Source organism: Vibrio kanaloae (genome assembly GCF_024347535.1).
GTDB lineage: Bacteria > Pseudomonadota > Gammaproteobacteria > Enterobacterales > Vibrionaceae > Vibrio > Vibrio kanaloae.
This window is the reverse complement of sequence record NZ_AP025497.1, coordinates 1,686,893-1,707,385: the sequence shown is the minus strand read 5'-3', so window position 1 is coordinate 1,707,385 and position 20,493 is coordinate 1,686,893. Positions and strand designations below refer to the sequence as shown.

Annotated in this window: 1 protein-coding gene (running past one end of the window); it reads left to right on the top strand. The window is 56.0% G+C overall.

Annotated elements, in window-relative coordinates; genetic code table 11:
• Nucleotides 1–20,493, top strand: the 3' portion of a protein-coding gene (locus tag OCV24_RS07930) for a VCBS domain-containing protein (protein ID WP_261878785.1). 7,203 nt of this gene lie to the left of the window's left edge; the window shows 20,493 of its 27,696 coding nt (coding positions 7,204–27,696); its start codon lies off the left edge, out of view; the stop codon is at nucleotides 20,491–20,493.

The following is a 20,493-nucleotide window of genomic DNA, read 5'->3' as shown; positions in this document are numbered from 1 at the left end:
GAAGACGGCACACCGCAGGTGGTGACCATCACCATCAAAGGTGCGAACGACGGCGCGGACATCACAGGCGATGTCGCAGGCGACGTGACCGAAGACGCGGCGGATAACACCGCGACGGGCACCTTGTTCGCAAGCGACGTGGACAACACAGACAACGTGTTCCAGGCGCAAACCGATGCGGCGGGCGAATACGGCACGTTCAGTGTGGATGCGAATGGCGAGTGGACCTACGTGCTGAATAACGGCAACGAGACGGTCGATGCGTTGAACGTGGACGATACACTGACAGAAACCTTCACGGTGAAATCGGAAGACGGCACACCGCAGGTGGTGACCATCACCATCAAAGGTGCGAACGACGGCGCGGACATCACAGGCGATGTCGCAGGCGACGTGACCGAAGACGCGGCGGATAACACCGCGACGGGCACCTTGTTCGCAAGCGACGTGGACAACACAGACAACGTGTTCCAGGCGCAAACCGATGCGGCGGGCGAATACGGCACGTTCAGTGTGGATGCGAATGGCGAGTGGACCTACGTGCTGAATAACGGCAACGAGACGGTCGATGCGTTGAACGTGGACGATACACTGACAGAAACCTTCACGGTGAAATCGGAAGACGGCACACCGCAGGTGGTGACCATCACCATCAAAGGTGCGAACGACGGCGCGGACATCACAGGCGATGTCGCAGGCGACGTGACCGAAGACGCGGCGGATAACACCGCGACGGGCACCTTGTTCGCAAGCGACGTGGACAACACAGACAACGTGTTCCAGGCGCAAACCGATGCGGCGGGCGAATACGGCACGTTCAGTGTGGATGCGAATGGCGAGTGGACCTACGTGCTGAATAACGGCAACGAGACGGTCGATGCGTTGAACGTGGACGATACACTGACAGAAACCTTCACGGTGAAATCGGAAGACGGCACACCGCAGGTGGTGACCATCACCATCAAAGGTGCGAACGACGGCGCGGACATCACAGGCGATGTCGCAGGCGACGTGACCGAAGACGCGGCGGATAACACCGCGACGGGCACCTTGTTCGCAAGCGACGTGGACAACACAGACAACGTGTTCCAGGCGCAAACCGATGCGGCGGGCGAATACGGCACGTTCAGTGTGGATGCGAATGGCGAGTGGACCTACGTGCTGAATAACGGCAACGAGACGGTCGATGCGTTGAACGTGGACGATACACTGACAGAAACCTTCACGGTGAAATCGGAAGACGGCACACCGCAGGTGGTGACCATCACCATCAAAGGTGCGAACGACGGCGCGGACATCACAGGCGATGTCGCAGGCGACGTGACCGAAGACGCGGCGGATAACACCGCGACGGGCACCTTGTTCGCAAGCGACGTGGACAACACAGACAACGTGTTCCAGGCGCAAACCGATGCGGCGGGCGAATACGGCACGTTCAGTGTGGATGCGAATGGCGAGTGGACCTACGTGCTGAATAACGGCAACGAGACGGTCGATGCGTTGAACGTGGACGATACACTGACAGAAACCTTCACGGTGAAATCGGAAGACGGCACACCGCAGGTGGTGACCATCACCATCAAAGGTGCGAACGACGGCGCGGACATCACAGGCGATGTCGCAGGCGACGTGACCGAAGACGCGGCGGATAACACCGCGACGGGCACCTTGTTCGCAAGCGACGTGGACAACACAGACAACGTGTTCCAGGCGCAAACCGATGCGGCGGGCGAATACGGCACGTTCAGTGTGGATGCGAATGGCGAGTGGACCTACGTGCTGAATAACGGCAACGAGACGGTCGATGCGTTGAACGTGGACGATACACTGACAGAAACCTTCACGGTGAAATCGGAAGACGGCACACCGCAGGTGGTGACCATCACCATCAAAGGTGCGAACGACGGCGCGGACATCACAGGCGATGTCGCAGGCGACGTGACCGAAGACGCGGCGGATAACACCGCGACGGGCACCTTGTTCGCAAGCGACGTGGACAACACAGACAACGTGTTCCAGGCGCAAACCGATGCGGCGGGCGAATACGGCACGTTCAGTGTGGATGCGAATGGCGAGTGGACCTACGTGCTGAATAACGGCAACGAGACGGTCGATGCGTTGAACGTGGACGATACACTGACAGAAACCTTCACGGTGAAATCGGAAGACGGCACACCGCAGGTGGTGACCATCACCATCAAAGGTGCGAACGACGGCGCGGACATCACAGGCGATGTCGCAGGCGACGTGACCGAAGACGCGGCGGATAACACCGCGACGGGCACCTTGTTCGCAAGCGACGTGGACAACACAGACAACGTGTTCCAGGCGCAAACCGATGCGGCGGGCGAATACGGCACGTTCAGTGTGGATGCGAATGGCGAGTGGACCTACGTGCTGAATAACGGCAACGAGACGGTCGATGCGTTGAACGTGGACGATACACTGACAGAAACCTTCACGGTGAAATCGGAAGACGGCACACCGCAGGTGGTGACCATCACCATCAAAGGTGCGAACGACGGCGCGGACATCACAGGCGATGTCGCAGGCGACGTGACCGAAGACGCGGCGGATAACACCGCGACGGGCACCTTGTTCGCAAGCGACGTGGACAACACAGACAACGTGTTCCAGGCGCAAACCGATGCGGCGGGCGAATACGGCACGTTCAGTGTGGATGCGAATGGCGAGTGGACCTACGTGCTGAATAACGGCAACGAGACGGTCGATGCGTTGAACGTGGACGATACACTGACAGAAACCTTCACGGTGAAATCGGAAGACGGCACACCGCAGGTGGTGACCATCACCATCAAAGGTGCGAACGACGGCGCGGACATCACAGGCGATGTCGCAGGCGACGTGACCGAAGACGCGGCGGATAACACCGCGACGGGCACCTTGTTCGCAAGCGACGTGGACAACACAGACAACGTGTTCCAGGCGCAAACCGATGCGGCGGGCGAATACGGCACGTTCAGTGTGGATGCGAATGGCGAGTGGACCTACGTGCTGAATAACGGCAACGAGACGGTCGATGCGTTGAACGTGGACGATACACTGACAGAAACCTTCACGGTGAAATCGGAAGACGGCACACCGCAGGTGGTGACCATCACCATCAAAGGTGCGAACGACGGCGCGGACATCACAGGCGATGTCGCAGGCGACGTGACCGAAGACGCGGCGGATAACACCGCGACGGGCACCTTGTTCGCAAGCGACGTGGACAACACAGACAACGTGTTCCAGGCGCAAACCGATGCGGCGGGCGAATACGGCACGTTCAGTGTGGATGCGAATGGCGAGTGGACCTACGTGCTGAATAACGGCAACGAGACGGTCGATGCGTTGAACGTGGACGATACACTGACAGAAACCTTCACGGTGAAATCGGAAGACGGCACACCGCAGGTGGTGACCATCACCATCAAAGGTGCGAACGACGGCGCGGACATCACAGGCGATGTCGCAGGCGACGTGACCGAAGACGCGGCGGATAACACCGCGACGGGCACCTTGTTCGCAAGCGACGTGGACAACACAGACAACGTGTTCCAGGCGCAAACCGATGCGGCGGGCGAATACGGCACGTTCAGTGTGGATGCGAATGGCGAGTGGACCTACGTGCTGAATAACGGCAACGAGACGGTCGATGCGTTGAACGTGGACGATACACTGACAGAAACCTTCACGGTGAAATCGGAAGACGGCACACCGCAGGTGGTGACCATCACCATCAAAGGTGCGAACGACGGCGCGGACATCACAGGCGATGTCGCAGGCGACGTGACCGAAGACGCGGCGGATAACACCGCGACGGGCACCTTGTTCGCAAGCGACGTGGACAACACAGACAACGTGTTCCAGGCGCAAACCGATGCGGCGGGCGAATACGGCACGTTCAGTGTGGATGCGAATGGCGAGTGGACCTACGTGCTGAATAACGGCAACGAGACGGTCGATGCGTTGAACGTGGACGATACACTGACAGAAACCTTCACGGTGAAATCGGAAGACGGCACACCGCAGGTGGTGACCATCACCATCAAAGGTGCGAACGACGGCGCGGACATCACAGGCGATGTCGCAGGCGACGTGACCGAAGACGCGGCGGATAACACCGCGACGGGCACCTTGTTCGCAAGCGACGTGGACAACACAGACAACGTGTTCCAGGCGCAAACCGATGCGGCGGGCGAATACGGCACGTTCAGTGTGGATGCGAATGGCGAGTGGACCTACGTGCTGAATAACGGCAACGAGACGGTCGATGCGTTGAACGTGGACGATACACTGACAGAAACCTTCACGGTGAAATCGGAAGACGGCACACCGCAGGTGGTGACCATCACCATCAAAGGTGCGAACGACGGCGCGGACATCACAGGCGATGTCGCAGGCGACGTGACCGAAGACGCGGCGGATAACACCGCGACGGGCACCTTGTTCGCAAGCGACGTGGACAACACAGACAACGTGTTCCAGGCGCAAACCGATGCGGCGGGCGAATACGGCACGTTCAGTGTGGATGCGAATGGCGAGTGGACCTACGTGCTGAATAACGGCAACGAGACGGTCGATGCGTTGAACGTGGACGATACACTGACAGAAACCTTCACGGTGAAATCGGAAGACGGCACACCGCAGGTGGTGACCATCACCATCAAAGGTGCGAACGACGGCGCGGACATCACAGGCGATGTCGCAGGCGACGTGACCGAAGACGCGGCGGATAACACCGCGACGGGCACCTTGTTCGCAAGCGACGTGGACAACACAGACAACGTGTTCCAGGCGCAAACCGATGCGGCGGGCGAATACGGCACGTTCAGTGTGGATGCGAATGGCGAGTGGACCTACGTGCTGAATAACGGCAACGAGACGGTCGATGCGTTGAACGTGGACGATACACTGACAGAAACCTTCACGGTGAAATCGGAAGACGGCACACCGCAGGTGGTGACCATCACCATCAAAGGTGCGAACGACGGCGCGGACATCACAGGCGATGTCGCAGGCGACGTGACCGAAGACGCGGCGGATAACACCGCGACGGGCACCTTGTTCGCAAGCGACGTGGACAACACAGACAACGTGTTCCAGGCGCAAACCGATGCGGCGGGCGAATACGGCACGTTCAGTGTGGATGCGAATGGCGAGTGGACCTACGTGCTGAATAACGGCAACGAGACGGTCGATGCGTTGAACGTGGACGATACACTGACAGAAACCTTCACGGTGAAATCGGAAGACGGCACACCGCAGGTGGTGACCATCACCATCAAAGGTGCGAACGACGGCGCGGACATCACAGGCGATGTCGCAGGCGACGTGACCGAAGACGCGGCGGATAACACCGCGACGGGCACCTTGTTCGCAAGCGACGTGGACAACACAGACAACGTGTTCCAGGCGCAAACCGATGCGGCGGGCGAATACGGCACGTTCAGTGTGGATGCGAATGGCGAGTGGACCTACGTGCTGAATAACGGCAACGAGACGGTCGATGCGTTGAACGTGGACGATACACTGACAGAAACCTTCACGGTGAAATCGGAAGACGGCACACCGCAGGTGGTGACCATCACCATCAAAGGTGCGAACGACGGCGCGGACATCACAGGCGATGTCGCAGGCGACGTGACCGAAGACGCGGCGGATAACACCGCGACGGGCACCTTGTTCGCAAGCGACGTGGACAACACAGACAACGTGTTCCAGGCGCAAACCGATGCGGCGGGCGAATACGGCACGTTCAGTGTGGATGCGAATGGCGAGTGGACCTACGTGCTGAATAACGGCAACGAGACGGTCGATGCGTTGAACGTGGACGATACACTGACAGAAACCTTCACGGTGAAATCGGAAGACGGCACACCGCAGGTGGTGACCATCACCATCAAAGGTGCGAACGACGGCGCGGACATCACAGGCGATGTCGCAGGCGACGTGACCGAAGACGCGGCGGATAACACCGCGACGGGCACCTTGTTCGCAAGCGACGTGGACAACACAGACAACGTGTTCCAGGCGCAAACCGATGCGGCGGGCGAATACGGCACGTTCAGTGTGGATGCGAATGGCGAGTGGACCTACGTGCTGAATAACGGCAACGAGACGGTCGATGCGTTGAACGTGGACGATACACTGACAGAAACCTTCACGGTGAAATCGGAAGACGGCACACCGCAGGTGGTGACCATCACCATCAAAGGTGCGAACGACGGCGCGGACATCACAGGCGATGTCGCAGGCGACGTGACCGAAGACGCGGCGGATAACACCGCGACGGGCACCTTGTTCGCAAGCGACGTGGACAACACAGACAACGTGTTCCAGGCGCAAACCGATGCGGCGGGCGAATACGGCACGTTCAGTGTGGATGCGAATGGCGAGTGGACCTACGTGCTGAATAACGGCAACGAGACGGTCGATGCGTTGAACGTGGACGATACACTGACAGAAACCTTCACGGTGAAATCGGAAGACGGCACACCGCAGGTGGTGACCATCACCATCAAAGGTGCGAACGACGGCGCGGACATCACAGGCGATGTCGCAGGCGACGTGACCGAAGACGCGGCGGATAACACCGCGACGGGCACCTTGTTCGCAAGCGACGTGGACAACACAGACAACGTGTTCCAGGCGCAAACCGATGCGGCGGGCGAATACGGCACGTTCAGTGTGGATGCGAATGGCGAGTGGACCTACGTGCTGAATAACGGCAACGAGACGGTCGATGCGTTGAACGTGGACGATACACTGACAGAAACCTTCACGGTGAAATCGGAAGACGGCACACCGCAGGTGGTGACCATCACCATCAAAGGTGCGAACGACGGCGCGGACATCACAGGCGATGTCGCAGGCGACGTGACCGAAGACGCGGCGGATAACACCGCGACGGGCACCTTGTTCGCAAGCGACGTGGACAACACAGACAACGTGTTCCAGGCGCAAACCGATGCGGCGGGCGAATACGGCACGTTCAGTGTGGATGCGAATGGCGAGTGGACCTACGTGCTGAATAACGGCAACGAGACGGTCGATGCGTTGAACGTGGACGATACACTGACAGAAACCTTCACGGTGAAATCGGAAGACGGCACACCGCAGGTGGTGACCATCACCATCAAAGGTGCGAACGACGGCGCGGACATCACAGGCGATGTCGCAGGCGACGTGACCGAAGACGCGGCGGATAACACCGCGACGGGCACCTTGTTCGCAAGCGACGTGGACAACACAGACAACGTGTTCCAGGCGCAAACCGATGCGGCGGGCGAATACGGCACGTTCAGTGTGGATGCGAATGGCGAGTGGACCTACGTGCTGAATAACGGCAACGAGACGGTCGATGCGTTGAACGTGGACGATACACTGACAGAAACCTTCACGGTGAAATCGGAAGACGGCACACCGCAGGTGGTGACCATCACCATCAAAGGTGCGAACGACGGCGCGGACATCACAGGCGATGTCGCAGGCGACGTGACCGAAGACGCGGCGGATAACACCGCGACGGGCACCTTGTTCGCAAGCGACGTGGACAACACAGACAACGTGTTCCAGGCGCAAACCGATGCGGCGGGCGAATACGGCACGTTCAGTGTGGATGCGAATGGCGAGTGGACCTACGTGCTGAATAACGGCAACGAGACGGTCGATGCGTTGAACGTGGACGATACACTGACAGAAACCTTCACGGTGAAATCGGAAGACGGCACACCGCAGGTGGTGACCATCACCATCAAAGGTGCGAACGACGGCGCGGACATCACAGGCGATGTCGCAGGCGACGTGACCGAAGACGCGGCGGATAACACCGCGACGGGCACCTTGTTCGCAAGCGACGTGGACAACACAGACAACGTGTTCCAGGCGCAAACCGATGCGGCGGGCGAATACGGCACGTTCAGTGTGGATGCGAATGGCGAGTGGACCTACGTGCTGAATAACGGCAACGAGACGGTCGATGCGTTGAACGTGGACGATACACTGACAGAAACCTTCACGGTGAAATCGGAAGACGGCACACCGCAGGTGGTGACCATCACCATCAAAGGTGCGAACGACGGCGCGGACATCACAGGCGATGTCGCAGGCGACGTGACCGAAGACGCGGCGGATAACACCGCGACGGGCACCTTGTTCGCAAGCGACGTGGACAACACAGACAACGTGTTCCAGGCGCAAACCGATGCGGCGGGCGAATACGGCACGTTCAGTGTGGATGCGAATGGCGAGTGGACCTACGTGCTGAATAACGGCAACGAGACGGTCGATGCGTTGAACGTGGACGATACACTGACAGAAACCTTCACGGTGAAATCGGAAGACGGCACACCGCAGGTGGTGACCATCACCATCAAAGGTGCGAACGACGGCGCGGACATCACAGGCGATGTCGCAGGCGACGTGACCGAAGACGCGGCGGATAACACCGCGACGGGCACCTTGTTCGCAAGCGACGTGGACAACACAGACAACGTGTTCCAGGCGCAAACCGATGCGGCGGGCGAATACGGCACGTTCAGTGTGGATGCGAATGGCGAGTGGACCTACGTGCTGAATAACGGCAACGAGACGGTCGATGCGTTGAACGTGGACGATACACTGACAGAAACCTTCACGGTGAAATCGGAAGACGGCACACCGCAGGTGGTGACCATCACCATCAAAGGTGCGAACGACGGCGCGGACATCACAGGCGATGTCGCAGGCGACGTGACCGAAGACGCGGCGGATAACACCGCGACGGGCACCTTGTTCGCAAGCGACGTGGACAACACAGACAACGTGTTCCAGGCGCAAACCGATGCGGCGGGCGAATACGGCACGTTCAGTGTGGATGCGAATGGCGAGTGGACCTACGTGCTGAATAACGGCAACGAGACGGTCGATGCGTTGAACGTGGACGATACACTGACAGAAACCTTCACGGTGAAATCGGAAGACGGCACACCGCAGGTGGTGACCATCACCATCAAAGGTGCGAACGACGGCGCGGACATCACAGGCGATGTCGCAGGCGACGTGACCGAAGACGCGGCGGATAACACCGCGACGGGCACCTTGTTCGCAAGCGACGTGGACAACACAGACAACGTGTTCCAGGCGCAAACCGATGCGGCGGGCGAATACGGCACGTTCAGTGTGGATGCGAATGGCGAGTGGACCTACGTGCTGAATAACGGCAACGAGACGGTCGATGCGTTGAACGTGGACGATACACTGACAGAAACCTTCACGGTGAAATCGGAAGACGGCACACCGCAGGTGGTGACCATCACCATCAAAGGTGCGAACGACGGCGCGGACATCACAGGCGATGTCGCAGGCGACGTGACCGAAGACGCGGCGGATAACACCGCGACGGGCACCTTGTTCGCAAGCGACGTGGACAACACAGACAACGTGTTCCAGGCGCAAACCGATGCGGCGGGCGAATACGGCACGTTCAGTGTGGATGCGAATGGCGAGTGGACCTACGTGCTGAATAACGGCAACGAGACGGTCGATGCGTTGAACGTGGACGATACACTGACAGAAACCTTCACGGTGAAATCGGAAGACGGCACACCGCAGGTGGTGACCATCACCATCAAAGGTGCGAACGACGGCGCGGACATCACAGGCGATGTCGCAGGCGACGTGACCGAAGACGCGGCGGATAACACCGCGACGGGCACCTTGTTCGCAAGCGACGTGGACAACACAGACAACGTGTTCCAGGCGCAAACCGATGCGGCGGGCGAATACGGCACGTTCAGTGTGGATGCGAATGGCGAGTGGACCTACGTGCTGAATAACGGCAACGAGACGGTCGATGCGTTGAACGTGGACGATACACTGACAGAAACCTTCACGGTGAAATCGGAAGACGGCACACCGCAGGTGGTGACCATCACCATCAAAGGTGCGAACGACGGCGCGGACATCACAGGCGATGTCGCAGGCGACGTGACCGAAGACGCGGCGGATAACACCGCGACGGGCACCTTGTTCGCAAGCGACGTGGACAACACAGACAACGTGTTCCAGGCGCAAACCGATGCGGCGGGCGAATACGGCACGTTCAGTGTGGATGCGAATGGCGAGTGGACCTACGTGCTGAATAACGGCAACGAGACGGTCGATGCGTTGAACGTGGACGATACACTGACAGAAACCTTCACGGTGAAATCGGAAGACGGCACACCGCAGGTGGTGACCATCACCATCAAAGGTGCGAACGACGGCGCGGACATCACAGGCGATGTCGCAGGCGACGTGACCGAAGACGCGGCGGATAACACCGCGACGGGCACCTTGTTCGCAAGCGACGTGGACAACACAGACAACGTGTTCCAGGCGCAAACCGATGCGGCGGGCGAATACGGCACGTTCAGTGTGGATGCGAATGGCGAGTGGACCTACGTGCTGAATAACGGCAACGAGACGGTCGATGCGTTGAACGTGGACGATACACTGACAGAAACCTTCACGGTGAAATCGGAAGACGGCACACCGCAGGTGGTGACCATCACCATCAAAGGTGCGAACGACGGCGCGGACATCACAGGCGATGTCGCAGGCGACGTGACCGAAGACGCGGCGGATAACACCGCGACGGGCACCTTGTTCGCAAGCGACGTGGACAACACAGACAACGTGTTCCAGGCGCAAACCGATGCGGCGGGCGAATACGGCACGTTCAGTGTGGATGCGAATGGCGAGTGGACCTACGTGCTGAATAACGGCAACGAGACGGTCGATGCGTTGAACGTGGACGATACACTGACAGAAACCTTCACGGTGAAATCGGAAGACGGCACACCGCAGGTGGTGACCATCACCATCAAAGGTGCGAACGACGGCGCGGACATCACAGGCGATGTCGCAGGCGACGTGACCGAAGACGCGGCGGATAACACCGCGACGGGCACCTTGTTCGCAAGCGACGTGGACAACACAGACAACGTGTTCCAGGCGCAAACCGATGCGGCGGGCGAATACGGCACGTTCAGTGTGGATGCGAATGGCGAGTGGACCTACGTGCTGAATAACGGCAACGAGACGGTCGATGCGTTGAACGTGGACGATACACTGACAGAAACCTTCACGGTGAAATCGGAAGACGGCACACCGCAGGTGGTGACCATCACCATCAAAGGTGCGAACGACGGCGCGGACATCACAGGCGATGTCGCAGGCGACGTGACCGAAGACGCGGCGGATAACACCGCGACGGGCACCTTGTTCGCAAGCGACGTGGACAACACAGACAACGTGTTCCAGGCGCAAACCGATGCGGCGGGCGAATACGGCACGTTCAGTGTGGATGCGAATGGCGAGTGGACCTACGTGCTGAATAACGGCAACGAGACGGTCGATGCGTTGAACGTGGACGATACACTGACAGAAACCTTCACGGTGAAATCGGAAGACGGCACACCGCAGGTGGTGACCATCACCATCAAAGGTGCGAACGACGGCGCGGACATCACAGGCGATGTCGCAGGCGACGTGACCGAAGACGCGGCGGATAACACCGCGACGGGCACCTTGTTCGCAAGCGACGTGGACAACACAGACAACGTGTTCCAGGCGCAAACCGATGCGGCGGGCGAATACGGCACGTTCAGTGTGGATGCGAATGGCGAGTGGACCTACGTGCTGAATAACGGCAACGAGACGGTCGATGCGTTGAACGTGGACGATACACTGACAGAAACCTTCACGGTGAAATCGGAAGACGGCACACCGCAGGTGGTGACCATCACCATCAAAGGTGCGAACGACGGCGCGGACATCACAGGCGATGTCGCAGGCGACGTGACCGAAGACGCGGCGGATAACACCGCGACGGGCACCTTGTTCGCAAGCGACGTGGACAACACAGACAACGTGTTCCAGGCGCAAACCGATGCGGCGGGCGAATACGGCACGTTCAGTGTGGATGCGAATGGCGAGTGGACCTACGTGCTGAATAACGGCAACGAGACGGTCGATGCGTTGAACGTGGACGATACACTGACAGAAACCTTCACGGTGAAATCGGAAGACGGCACACCGCAGGTGGTGACCATCACCATCAAAGGTGCGAACGACGGCGCGGACATCACAGGCGATGTCGCAGGCGACGTGACCGAAGACGCGGCGGATAACACCGCGACGGGCACCTTGTTCGCAAGCGACGTGGACAACACAGACAACGTGTTCCAGGCGCAAACCGATGCGGCGGGCGAATACGGCACGTTCAGTGTGGATGCGAATGGCGAGTGGACCTACGTGCTGAATAACGGCAACGAGACGGTCGATGCGTTGAACGTGGACGATACACTGACAGAAACCTTCACGGTGAAATCGGAAGACGGCACACCGCAGGTGGTGACCATCACCATCAAAGGTGCGAACGACGGCGCGGACATCACAGGCGATGTCGCAGGCGACGTGACCGAAGACGCGGCGGATAACACCGCGACGGGCACCTTGTTCGCAAGCGACGTGGACAACACAGACAACGTGTTCCAGGCGCAAACCGATGCGGCGGGCGAATACGGCACGTTCAGTGTGGATGCGAATGGCGAGTGGACCTACGTGCTGAATAACGGCAACGAGACGGTCGATGCGTTGAACGTGGACGATACACTGACAGAAACCTTCACGGTGAAATCGGAAGACGGCACACCGCAGGTGGTGACCATCACCATCAAAGGTGCGAACGACGGCGCGGACATCACAGGCGATGTCGCAGGCGACGTGACCGAAGACGCGGCGGATAACACCGCGACGGGCACCTTGTTCGCAAGCGACGTGGACAACACAGACAACGTGTTCCAGGCGCAAACCGATGCGGCGGGCGAATACGGCACGTTCAGTGTGGATGCGAATGGCGAGTGGACCTACGTGCTGAATAACGGCAACGAGACGGTCGATGCGTTGAACGTGGACGATACACTGACAGAAACCTTCACGGTGAAATCGGAAGACGGCACACCGCAGGTGGTGACCATCACCATCAAAGGTGCGAACGACGGCGCGGACATCACAGGCGATGTCGCAGGCGACGTGACCGAAGACGCGGCGGATAACACCGCGACGGGCACCTTGTTCGCAAGCGACGTGGACAACACAGACAACGTGTTCCAGGCGCAAACCGATGCGGCGGGCGAATACGGCACGTTCAGTGTGGATGCGAATGGCGAGTGGACCTACGTGCTGAATAACGGCAACGAGACGGTCGATGCGTTGAACGTGGACGATACACTGACAGAAACCTTCACGGTGAAATCGGAAGACGGCACACCGCAGGTGGTGACCATCACCATCAAAGGTGCGAACGACGGCGCGGACATCACAGGCGATGTCGCAGGCGACGTGACCGAAGACGCGGCGGATAACACCGCGACGGGCACCTTGTTCGCAAGCGACGTGGACAACACAGACAACGTGTTCCAGGCGCAAACCGATGCGGCGGGCGAATACGGCACGTTCAGTGTGGATGCGAATGGCGAGTGGACCTACGTGCTGAATAACGGCAACGAGACGGTCGATGCGTTGAACGTGGACGATACACTGACAGAAACCTTCACGGTGAAATCGGAAGACGGCACACCGCAGGTGGTGACCATCACCATCAAAGGTGCGAACGACGGCGCGGACATCACAGGCGATGTCGCAGGCGACGTGACCGAAGACGCGGCGGATAACACCGCGACGGGCACCTTGTTCGCAAGCGACGTGGACAACACAGACAACGTGTTCCAGGCGCAAACCGATGCGGCGGGCGAATACGGCACGTTCAGTGTGGATGCGAATGGCGAGTGGACCTACGTGCTGAATAACGGCAACGAGACGGTCGATGCGTTGAACGTGGACGATACACTGACAGAAACCTTCACGGTGAAATCGGAAGACGGCACACCGCAGGTGGTGACCATCACCATCAAAGGTGCGAACGACGGCGCGGACATCACAGGCGATGTCGCAGGCGACGTGACCGAAGACGCGGCGGATAACACCGCGACGGGCACCTTGTTCGCAAGCGACGTGGACAACACAGACAACGTGTTCCAGGCGCAAACCGATGCGGCGGGCGAATACGGCACGTTCAGTGTGGATGCGAATGGCGAGTGGACCTACGTGCTGAATAACGGCAACGAGACGGTCGATGCGTTGAACGTGGACGATACACTGACAGAAACCTTCACGGTGAAATCGGAAGACGGCACACCGCAGGTGGTGACCATCACCATCAAAGGTGCGAACGACGGCGCGGACATCACAGGCGATGTCGCAGGCGACGTGACCGAAGACGCGGCGGATAACACCGCGACGGGCACCTTGTTCGCAAGCGACGTGGACAACACAGACAACGTGTTCCAGGCGCAAACCGATGCGGCGGGCGAATACGGCACGTTCAGTGTGGATGCGAATGGCGAGTGGACCTACGTGCTGAATAACGGCAACGAGACGGTCGATGCGTTGAACGTGGACGATACACTGACAGAAACCTTCACGGTGAAATCGGAAGACGGCACACCGCAGGTGGTGACCATCACCATCAAAGGTGCGAACGACGGCGCGGACATCACAGGCGATGTCGCAGGCGACGTGACCGAAGACGCGGCGGATAACACCGCGACGGGCACCTTGTTCGCAAGCGACGTGGACAACACAGACAACGTGTTCCAGGCGCAAACCGATGCGGCGGGCGAATACGGCACGTTCAGTGTGGATGCGAATGGCGAGTGGACCTACGTGCTGAATAACGGCAACGAGACGGTCGATGCGTTGAACGTGGACGATACACTGACAGAAACCTTCACGGTGAAATCGGAAGACGGCACACCGCAGGTGGTGACCATCACCATCAAAGGTGCGAACGACGGCGCGGACATCACAGGCGATGTCGCAGGCGACGTGACCGAAGACGCGGCGGATAACACCGCGACGGGCACCTTGTTCGCAAGCGACGTGGACAACACAGACAACGTGTTCCAGGCGCAAACCGATGCGGCGGGCGAATACGGCACGTTCAGTGTGGATGCGAATGGCGAGTGGACCTACGTGCTGAATAACGGCAACGAGACGGTCGATGCGTTGAACGTGGACGATACACTGACAGAAACCTTCACGGTGAAATCGGAAGACGGCACACCGCAGGTGGTGACCATCACCATCAAAGGTGCGAACGACGGCGCGGACATCACAGGCGATGTCGCAGGCGACGTGACCGAAGACGCGGCGGATAACACCGCGACGGGCACCTTGTTCGCAAGCGACGTGGACAACACAGACAACGTGTTCCAGGCGCAAACCGATGCGGCGGGCGAATACGGCACGTTCAGTGTGGATGCGAATGGCGAGTGGACCTACGTGCTGAATAACGGCAACGAGACGGTCGATGCGTTGAACGTGGACGATACACTGACAGAAACCTTCACGGTGAAATCGGAAGACGGCACACCGCAGGTGGTGACCATCACCATCAAAGGTGCGAACGACGGCGCGGACATCACAGGCGATGTCGCAGGCGACGTGACCGAAGACGCGGCGGATAACACCGCGACGGGCACCTTGTTCGCAAGCGACGTGGACAACACAGACAACGTGTTCCAGGCGCAAACCGATGCGGCGGGCGAATACGGCACGTTCAGTGTGGATGCGAATGGCGAGTGGACCTACGTGCTGAATAACGGCAACGAGACGGTCGATGCGTTGAACGTGGACGATACACTGACAGAAACCTTCACGGTGAAATCGGAAGACGGCACACCGCAGGTGGTGACCATCACCATCAAAGGTGCGAACGACGGCGCGGACATCACAGGCGATGTCGCAGGCGACGTGACCGAAGACGCGGCGGATAACACCGCGACGGGCACCTTGTTCGCAAGCGACGTGGACAACACAGACAACGTGTTCCAGGCGCAAACCGATGCGGCGGGCGAATACGGCACGTTCAGTGTGGATGCGAATGGCGAGTGGACCTACGTGCTGAATAACGGCAACGAGACGGTCGATGCGTTGAACGTGGACGATACACTGACAGAAACCTTCACGGTGAAATCGGAAGACGGCACACCGCAGGTGGTGACCATCACCATCAAAGGTGCGAACGACGGCGCGGACATCACAGGCGATGTCGCAGGCGACGTGACCGAAGACGCGGCGGATAACACCGCGACGGGCACCTTGTTCGCAAGCGACGTGGACAACACAGACAACGTGTTCCAGGCGCAAACCGATGCGGCGGGCGAATACGGCACGTTCAGTGTGGATGCGAATGGCGAGTGGACCTACGTGCTGAATAACGGCAACGAGACGGTCGATGCGTTGAACGTGGACGATACACTGACAGAAACCTTCACGGTGAAATCGGAAGACGGCACACCGCAGGTGGTGACCATCACCATCAAAGGTGCGAACGATGCGGCGACGGTAACAATTTCACAACAATCTCCAATCACAACCGACGAAGACACTGTAACCTTCATCGAGTGGGATTTCTTCGGAATAAGTGATGTTGATTCACCTGATTCAGCTCTAGGTATTGTGATTACCGATCTTCCTGACGACGGAAAACTAGAGTACAAAGATAGCGATGGTTTCTGGCAGAGTGTTGAGCTCGGTACGGACTTAAACAAGTCTCAGTTTGACGCTGGAGAGGTTCGATTCACCCCTGACCCAGACGAGTCTGGTTACGACTCGTACGCCACAGAAGGCGTTGGAGATCAAAAGCAAGATTACGCTGAGATTGGCTTTAAACCAACAGATGGGGTTAACGTAGGCGAACCTGCGACTATTACGATTAATGTTACGCCTGACGCAGATAAACCAACGATATTTACTTCTACCGATGGTCTTCATTTGCCGTCTCAAGAGTTTGCAGTCTCAACTTGGGAAGATATTGACCTTGGTTCAAATGGTCATGGGATTGACGCAAATATTCTAATTAGTGTTATCGATGCGCTTGACAAACAAGACGCAACGGCAACATCAACTGGTGATGCACAAGGTTCAACAACACCAAAAGATAATGCTGTACTTGTCACTGGCCTTGTCTTTCTTGATGTTAATAAAACTTATGACTTTGTGGGCTCGGGGGATGATAGTTTAGCGATTAGAATTGGCGGTGAATTAGTCGATCAGGCTCGTTGGGGATCTAACAGTGGCATAATTTCTAGTGGTAACGAATTCAAGCCACCTGTGTCAGGTTTTTATCCTATTGAGATCTACCATCATAATCAGAGTGGCCCTGGTAATTTTGATATAAATGTATCTGTAAATGGTAAGGGTGCTATTGATTTAAATAGCACAAACTTTGGTATTGTTTCCGATTCTTCTCAACTTGATTCTATCGAGGTACGCACCTCTGAATTGAAGTCTGAAAATGGTCTTGAATTCTACCAAACTTACGGTATGAACGAAGGTGAACAAGATACAGCAATTCCGATTTCTAAGCTTACCCCTCAGTTAAATGATACCGACGACTCAGAGGAGTTAAGTGTTAGTGTTGAAGGCCTGCCTTCGGGCGCGGTGCTTAGCGATGGCAGTAACAGTCATACCTTTAGTGGATCTACGGAGTCATTTGATATTACTGACTGGGATCTATCAACCCTAACGGTACAGCCCCCATCAGGTAGTCATGATGACTTCGATATTCATGTAGTTGCGACAGCGAGCGAAAAAGAATCCGCAAGTACCGCTAATACCTCTACCACAATATCAGTTACGGTACATGAAAACGCACCAACGGTGACTAATTCTGATATTGGTATTGTCCATGAGGACCATGATCTAAGCGGAAACGTTTTGTTAAATGACAGCGATATCGATAACACTCTTACTATTTCGTCAATTTCTATTGGTGGTCGCGAACATGCTGTAGGACAAACGGTTACTCTCGATGCGGGCGATTTGGTTGTTAATACTGACGGTAGTTATATGTTCGAACCAAACCAAAACTGGTCTGGTCAATTGCCAACAGTGACATATACCACGAATACCGGTACGGAAGATAACTTAGTTATAGACGTCGTAGGTATTGCAGATAAGCCAACAGTTGAAGTTTCGTTGTCTGGCAATAGTCAGCCGATATTCTCAAGCACCTTTTTGACTTGGGGAACGACAACGGAGCAGTTCCAGTCCGGTAACTTTAATAAAGCCCTGTTTAATATTAGAAATGAGCAGTCGGATAGCCAGGCTTGGGGGGAAAACCTTTATGGAAGCTCGTATGTTAATAATTACTTAGTAAGCCACAATGGCGGTCAAGATTCACTATACGCTCAAGCTCACTATAACTCGTATGCGACTAATGACGTTCTGGTTGGAGCCAATGGTATTTCCGGCCAGTCTCTGTATGCGGGCGGTGGTAATGATGTCCTTGTGTCAGGTACCGGAAATGATGGGGTATATGGCGGTACAGGAACGGATACCCTGATTGTAAAAGGGAATCTAGGCGATTACGAGATAGACGATAGCAAGTGGTCGATTAATGATAAGTGGTTGAGCTTCACCACGACAGAGCATGGACAAGCGACGACGAAAGAAGTCCATAATGTTGAATATGTGCAGTTTGATGATGGTATTTATCAAATCGACACCACATCTGGTCAGTTAACTGCTGTTCAACCACTTTATGTAGATTACTCTGTTGATATCAGCGCTTCAGTAACGGATTTGGATGGCAGTGAGTACTTGTCATCAGTTGTGCTAAGTGGATTGCCGCAAGGAACACTGCTTTATGACTCTGCAGGTACTTTGCTAGGGACTGCGAGCGGGCAAGGGGAGATTACCTTGGACGGATTTGATTTAGCCGATAACAACCAAAGTGTCTCATTACAAGATCTCGTGGTTCGAGTACCTGGTGCTGATGCTGGAAATGTTGCGTTGAAAGTAGAAGTGGAATCGACAGAAAAAGAAACAGGTATATCAACTAGCGCAACGGCAGATGACTCTATTCAACTTTCAGGTTTTGAAGGCCATACCGAATCTGCTGACTCGCAAAATATCAATCTTGGTAACGAACATAATATTAATGTTGCTGATCTTTCAGGAGATATCGTAACTCAAGGACAAGACTATAATATTGCATTCATGGTGGATACCTCAGGGAGTGTGAGCCAACAGTCTCTGAACGCAATGAAAGGGCAGCTTAAAGAAGTTTTTGAGTCGTTAATCGAGAGTACAGGTACAGGTAATAGTGGGAGCGTTAATGTATTTATAACAGACTTCAACGACTATGCGCTCAAGTCTGTATCAGTGAACTTAAATTCTTTGAGTGATTACGATGACTCAGAATTAGAAGATTTAGTTAATAAATTTGTAAGCGGTGGCGGTACGAACTATGAAGATGCATTCAATACTGCTGCAAACTGGTTTAGCGATGTGAAGCAAAGTAATCCGGATGCTGTTAATAAGGCTTACTTCATTACAGATGGTGAGCCAACCTACTTTAATAAGGAAATAGACAACCCGCGCTTGCTTGACTATCGAGGGCATTGGAATGATGTTTATCTTAATGATGTTACTGGCGGAAACTATGTTCAGGGCCAAACGTATAGCTACCATAATCAGGTTACGATTGATGAGATTGGCACACTTCGAGTGTACGGTAATGTGAAAGGTTATATGCGTCCTGATGGAGAAGGTGGTTTTGGGTATGCAGAACATATCACCAACTGGAATGATATGATGGACGAATCACTAAACGCGTATGCAAATCTTGCAGAAGATGGTGTCGAAGTAGAAGCTATTGGGATTGGGAATAACATCCAAGAGAATGTTCTCAATCAGTTTGATTCTGACAGGAAGGTTGCTGTAGGTGTTGATGCCGATAAATTAGCGGATGCAATTCTTGGTGGTACAGAGGAGCGTTTACCTGGAAGTGACTCGGTTGATGGTGGGGCAGGTGATGATATTTTATTTGGTGATGCGTTGCACTTTAATGGAGTTTCTGAACAAGGTTATGCTGGTATTGAGCAATATGTTGCCTCAAAACTTGGAGCTTCAGATGTAACTGATGCGCAGGTACATGAGTATATTAGAGAGCATGTGGAAGAGTTTGTCCAAGCAGGGACGAATGATAAGGGAGATACACTCCAAGGTGGTTTGGGTGACGATATACTCTTTGGTCAAGGTGGCAACGACACCCTATTAGGCGGCTTAGGCTCTGAGATCCTAACTGGCGGTGACGATGCAGATATCTTCAAGTGGGTAGATGGTGATCTTGACGGTAGTACTGACAGAATTACAGACTTCTCGGTTGCAGAGGGAGACAAGGTTGATCTATCAGACTTGTTTACCGATGTTACAGAACAATCGGACGCCACTGCTTTACTTAATACTATCGGCAATAGTATTACAGGTGACAGCAACCATTCAGCACTAACGGTCGAGAAAGGTGGTCAACAAGTTACTATCGAGTTTGATGGCTTATCGGTGACAGATTTAACAAACAGTCTAAGCACTATCTTAGTGATCAAAGATGATTAA